The organism is Promineifilum sp. (SeqCode) (assembly GCF_041918635.1).
In the GTDB taxonomy this organism is placed as follows: Bacteria; Chloroflexota; Anaerolineae; order Promineifilales; family Promineifilaceae; genus Promineifilum.
In genome coordinates this window covers 1-4,933 of the sequence record NZ_JAYRVJ010000649.1, presented here as the reverse complement: position 1 = coordinate 4,933, position 4,933 = coordinate 1, and the positions used below count along the sequence as shown (strand labels likewise).

Genomic DNA, 4,933 nt, shown 5'->3' with positions numbered 1-4,933 from the left:
GCAACAGCCGGTCCAGGGCATCCGTCAGGCCGCCGATGGCGCGGGCGATGCAACCGCCCAGGCTGCCCGTCGAGTCGTCGGCCTGGCTGTACGCCTCGATGGTCTCCTCCATCACCGCCTGATAGATGGCGACGGCCCGATTGACGCGCCCCTCGTTCAACAACTGATTGGCCTGGGCCAGGAGGACGTTTAATTCGGCCGCCGCCTGTCGCGCCCCTTGATAGTCGATGTAACCATACTCCCGCCGGCCGATGCGCAAGGCGCCCTTGACCAGCGTGCGGTAGTTGGCCGGCTGGTCGCCCGCCGCGTCGAGCCGGACGAGCAGCCGGTTGAGCAGGTTGCGGTCGTCGGCGGCCAGCGACAGCACGACGTCCTGGACTCTCTCCGGCGGGGTTCGCTCCAGCACCTCGCGCAGCTTGTCCAGCTTGGTGCGGCGTTTTGACCCCGTCGCCCGCTTGGCCCGGCCGCCGACGTGTTCCGGGAAAGCCTCCTCGATGGCGTAGAGCACCGCGGCGATGTGTTTGCAGTGCTCGCCGAATTCATAGGGACAGTCGCAGAGGCACGTCAGTTCCCGGTTGGGGGCTTGCGTGACGCGCACCTCGTAGCGCTCGGTCCCTTCCACCTGCGCCACCCAGGCGTCCTCTTCGTCGAGTTCCAGATCGACTACGCGCCCCTGTGTATAATAAGCGCGCCCGCGCGCCAGAATGGCGGCGGGGATGCCTTGCTTGAAATTGCCGAAGGTAAGCGCCATTGGGACTACCTCATCGAGCCGCTTTGACGATAATATAGTGTAGCGTAGCCTGTCAGGCTCAGGCAGAGGAATCTACAGATTTCACAGATTACACAGATCTTTAGACCGGTGTCGGCGCAAACTACGTTCCGTGTATAGGTTCGCTGTATAAGCAAGATAAACGATGACCCTACAACCAGACAGGCTACCGGTCGGCGGTACAAACCACGCCACTGCATCTCCTGAAAAATCTGCGCAATCTGCGGAGCATGCTTCTTATCGGCTAGTATGGATAGCAGCGCTGTTGGCGGCAGCGGCGCTGTGGCTGGTAGGCTGTGACAGCGGCGCGCCGCCGATCGCCGCCGTGCCGACCGCCGCCGCGACCGCGCCGCTCATCGCCACGCCCACCGCCGCCCCCACCGCCACCCCCACCATCACCCCCACGCCGGAGCCGACCATCACCCCCGGCCCCTCGCCCACGCCGGAGCCGGCGGCGCTGCTGGTGGCCGCCGCTCGGCCGCGGCTGGCGGCCGGCATCCTGCCCTCGCCCGACGGGTCGCGCCGGGCCGAGGTGCTCATCTACGATTGCGCGCCCGTGGGCGACGACCCCGCGCCGCGCTCGCTGGAGGTTCTGCGCGTTGTGGAGCCGGCCACGGACATGGAGTACCAGCTGGACAGCCAGTTCATCAACTGCGAGGGGCTGGGCGCGTTCGGGCTGCAACCGCTGGCCTGGTCGGCCGATGGCCGATACCTTATCTACACCGGCGCGCGCGAAGGGCAGCCCGACGGCGGTTGCCGGCCGTGGACGCGCGACGTGGTGCGCGTCGATCTGGTCGATCTGGCCGCCACGCCGCTGGCCCAGGCCGCTTTCTCGCCCGACGGGGCAAAGCTGGCCGGCTGGCTGGAGCGGGAGTTGGTCGTCTACGCGCTCGATGGCGGCGAGTTGGGGCGCGTGGCCGCGGCCGAGACGCCGCCCAACGTCGGCCCGCCCGTCTGGTCGCCCGATGGATCGGCGCTGGTCTTCCTGCAATACACCAGCTTCTGCGGCGAAGTGGCCGGGGAGTCGGCCGTGGTGCTGGTGGACGGGACGACGCTGACGCCGCGAGTGCTGTTCACGTCATCGGCCCCGGAATTCGCCAGCGTGGAGTGGCTGGACGAGGGGCGGCTGCTCCTGACGGGGCTGCTCAATGGGGGGCGGTGGGTTTACGAGCTGGCGACCGGGCAGCTCGCGCCGAGTTCTTGAGGGAATGAATTCAGCATGATGAACGTGGGGTGCAGACCCCGTGTTCTGTTCAAATCAAAAGGAAGGAGCTATGGCCGAATCTCCTCAATTGAGCAACCGTGAATGGGAAGTCGTGGAACTTCTGCTCCAGGGCAAAAGCAACAAGTTAATCGCTTCATCGCTCAGCATTTCGGAGCGCACGGTTGAGTTCCATCTGAAGAATATCTACGACAAATTCGACGTCAGTTCCCGAGTTGAGTTGATTCTGAAGCTGGGGAACGCCGCAAACAAGCCTGAAACCGAAAAACAAGGGTTTTCCACAGTTGATCAGGCGGGGCAAGGCGCTGAGAATGAGGGCGGGCCTGATTCGCAGATGAATTGGGTCACATCTTTGAAAGAGAGCGTCTCTATGATTGGCAAAGAATCTGGATTATTGAATGTCAGCCCCCAGGACGAGGCGGGCAACATGTCCTTCCTGGAAGCCATTCGCGTGTGTCTCACGAAGTACGCGGAGTTCAACGGCCGGGCCACCCGCGCGGAGTTCTGGTGGTTCACGCTGTTCGTGGTATTGGTCGCCGGGGCGTTGATGTACGTGAGTGAGGCGTTGAGTAGCATCTTCCTGATCGCCGTGTTACTGCCCCAACTGGCGGTCGGCGCGCGGCGGCTGCACGACATTGGCAAGAGCGGGTGGTGGTTATTATACTTGCTACTTCCGGTGGGCGGCATCGTCCTGCTGGTATGGCTGTGGTCGCTGCCGGGGGTGGCGCAACCGGCCGTGGATGAATTGGCTGCCTGACGGCGCGCGGTACGGTAATAGAAGCGTCGCGCCGCAAGGGCTATGGTGTCCTCGCGGCGCGCTCCTTATTCCTAAATGATCCTGTGTCTCACTTGTCAATTCGCCCATTTCTTGTCAAACTACGCCGAAATTTCGATGGCCCTGGATGAGATGTCCGGGGTCTATTCATGTGAGAGTGAGCGAATAGATGGCAACGCAACGAAAGAAGAAGACAAGCGCTGCGCGGACAACCGGCGCGCGCCGGGGCAAGGCCGCCCCCGACAACACGGCGCGCAACCGCGTGCTACTCATTGCGGGCGTCGTGCTGGTCGCGGCGGTGCTGGGGGTGCTGCTATGGCTGGCAATGCGGCCGGAGCCGGGCATTGCCGGCGTCGTCCAGTTCCCGCGCCAGTCGCGCGGCCACGAATCCAACCTGGAAATAGCCTTTGGCGAGCTGCCCCCGTCCGGCGGCGTCCACGACCCGGCCTGGCAGAACTGCGGCGTCTACGACGCGCCGCTCAACACGGCCAACGCCATCCACTCGATGGAGCACGGCGCGGTCTGGATCACCTACCAGCCCGACCTGCCGGCCGACCAGATCGCGGCCATCCAGGACGCGGTGCGCGGCCAGAACTTCCTGGTGGTCAGCCCCTACCCGCAGCAGCGCAGCCCCATCGTGCTGACGGCGTGGGAAGTGCAGTTGGAGCTTGATAGTGTGGACGACAGCCGTTTCGAGGAGTTCATCGGCCGCTACCGCCTCGGCCCCAACACCCCGGAGCGCGGCGCGGCCTGCACCAACGGCATTGGCGACCCCATCGGCTAAGAAAGGAATCCACAGATTACACAGATTTCACAGATTTACTTGTCATAATCTGTGAAATCTGTGTAATCTGTGGATTCTTCTTACTCTTCCACGGCGATTAGTTCCGTCACAATCGCCCCCGAATCCAACATCCCCTCCATCTCCTGGCGCACCATGCCGACGCCTTCGACGTACCACGTGGTGAAGTTCATTGCCACGTCGGTAGCGGGCTGGGTCTGGTCGCCCAGGGTCATGACGATGCCGATCGTGCCGGTCGTCTCCACGCGCACCGCGTCGGGATAGTCGCCGGCCGGGACGCTGACCGCCTCGACGGCCGTGACCGTGTTCACCAGATCAATCGTCTCCGTCATCGTCATCGCCCCCGCGCCGGTGTCGGGTAGCGTGGCGTTAACGACGTAGTGGGTCGTCCACTCGCCGCCGGGCTGCATCTGGTCGGCCGGCGGCACGCTGACGCCCTCGGCCTCGACGTACTCGATGGTCATGCCCTCCACGCCGCCCGGCAACTGCGTGAACTCCGGCGAGAGCAGCCCCTCGCCGCTACACGTCCACGACTGCACCAGCGCGTCGCCCTCGCCCAGATCCATCGTCACCGTGAACGAACTATCGGTCACATCGCTGAAGGTCTGGGTGTACTCGCTCGCGCCCAGGTCAGGCACGGTGTTGCCATAGCGCAAGCTGCGCCCCTCGACCACGGGGAAGAACTCGTTGGCGCAATCCCCTTCGGGCAGGTTGCCGGCCGAAGCCGTTTCGGCCGTTGGCTCGGCCGCTTCGGTCGGCGCTTCGGTCGGGACAGCTTCGGTGGGCGGAACCTCAGTGGGTGGGGCTTCGGTGGCGGGCGCGTCGGTTGGGGCCGCTTCGGCCGGTTCGGTGGCCGCCAGCGTGGGCGCAACCACTTCGGTGCCCTCACCGGTCGTTTCGGTCCCATTGCCGCCACAGGCGGCCAGCGCCAGCAGCAAGCAGATCAGGAAGGACAAGATAAAGCGCCGCGACGTGGCGCGGCGCTCGAACGGGGTGAAAAGGGTATTCCAAGTCATGGGCGGCATTGTACGAACCGCGCTGCCCCGGTGCAACCCATACCTTGTAGCGCGGGTTGGTAACCCGCATCTGCGGCTTATCCGGAACGCGGGATGCCATCCCGCGCTACAACCGCGTTACCGCTGTTCGACGTTAGACCCGCCCGACTCCTCGATGTCCCCCAGCGCCGGCTGGCCGAGGTAGTGGATGTTCGACGCGCCGGAGGCGTCGGCGTCCAGGCGGCCGGTGGTGTTGACGGTCACATTGCTGGCGCCGCTGGCGGTGGCGTTGGCGCTGGTGGTGGGGAACGCTTCCAGATCGATGGTGCTGGCGCCGGAAGCATTGGCCGCCAGCGTGCCGCCCTGGCCG

General features: G+C 64.8%; 6 protein-coding genes. 3 read left to right on the top strand and 3 right to left on the bottom strand.

Translation table 11 applies throughout. The features are described 5' to 3' along the window. The coding region (locus tag ACE3UY_RS19090) for an SWIM zinc finger domain-containing protein (RefSeq protein WP_374689072.1) at positions 1 to 751 on the bottom strand (751 nt) is incomplete at its 3' end. 283 nt (positions 752 to 1,034) lie between these two features. On the opposite strand from ACE3UY_RS19090, the gene ACE3UY_RS19085 reads away from it, so the two are divergent. The 3 genes from ACE3UY_RS19085 to ACE3UY_RS19075 all read left to right on the top strand — a co-directional run bounded on the left by ACE3UY_RS19085 (position 1,035) and on the right by ACE3UY_RS19075 (position 3,550). Next, complete coding sequence (locus tag ACE3UY_RS19085) at positions 1,035 to 1,973, top strand: TolB family protein (RefSeq protein WP_374689071.1); 939 nt, start codon at positions 1,035 to 1,037, stop codon at positions 1,971 to 1,973. Between the two features lie 70 nt (positions 1,974 to 2,043). Then, positions 2,044 to 2,748, top strand: coding sequence for a DUF805 domain-containing protein (locus tag ACE3UY_RS19080; RefSeq protein ID WP_374689070.1), 705 nt, complete (start codon positions 2,044 to 2,046; stop codon positions 2,746 to 2,748). 187 nt (positions 2,749 to 2,935) lie between these two features. Continuing rightward, positions 2,936 to 3,550, top strand: coding sequence for a DUF3105 domain-containing protein (locus ACE3UY_RS19075; RefSeq protein ID WP_374689069.1), 615 nt, complete (start codon positions 2,936 to 2,938; stop codon positions 3,548 to 3,550). A gap of 80 nt (positions 3,551 to 3,630) precedes the next feature. Here the strand turns inward: ACE3UY_RS19075 and ACE3UY_RS19070 are convergent, their stop codons facing one another. Further along, the gene (locus ACE3UY_RS19070) at positions 3,631 to 4,584 is read right to left on the bottom strand and encodes a hypothetical protein (RefSeq protein WP_374689068.1); all 954 of its coding nucleotides are present in this window, start codon (positions 4,582 to 4,584) and stop codon (positions 3,631 to 3,633) included. Positions 4,585 to 4,701: 117 nt separating this feature from the next. Then, the coding region (locus tag ACE3UY_RS19065; RefSeq protein ID WP_374689067.1) for a GIN domain-containing protein at positions 4,702 to 4,933 on the bottom strand (232 nt) is incomplete at its 5' end.

What these genes read in the sequence shown, in the direction of transcription:
- ACE3UY_RS19070 (WP_374689068.1), bottom strand. Translation starts at nt 4,584, where the DNA reads ATGACTTGGAATACCCTTTTCACCCCGTTCGAGCGCCGCGCCACGTCG.
- ACE3UY_RS19080 (WP_374689070.1), top strand. Translation starts at nt 2,044, where the DNA reads ATGGCCGAATCTCCTCAATTGAGCAACCGTGAATGGGAAGTCGTGGAA.
- ACE3UY_RS19075 (WP_374689069.1), top strand. Translation starts at nt 2,936, where the DNA reads ATGGCAACGCAACGAAAGAAGAAGACAAGCGCTGCGCGGACAACCGGC.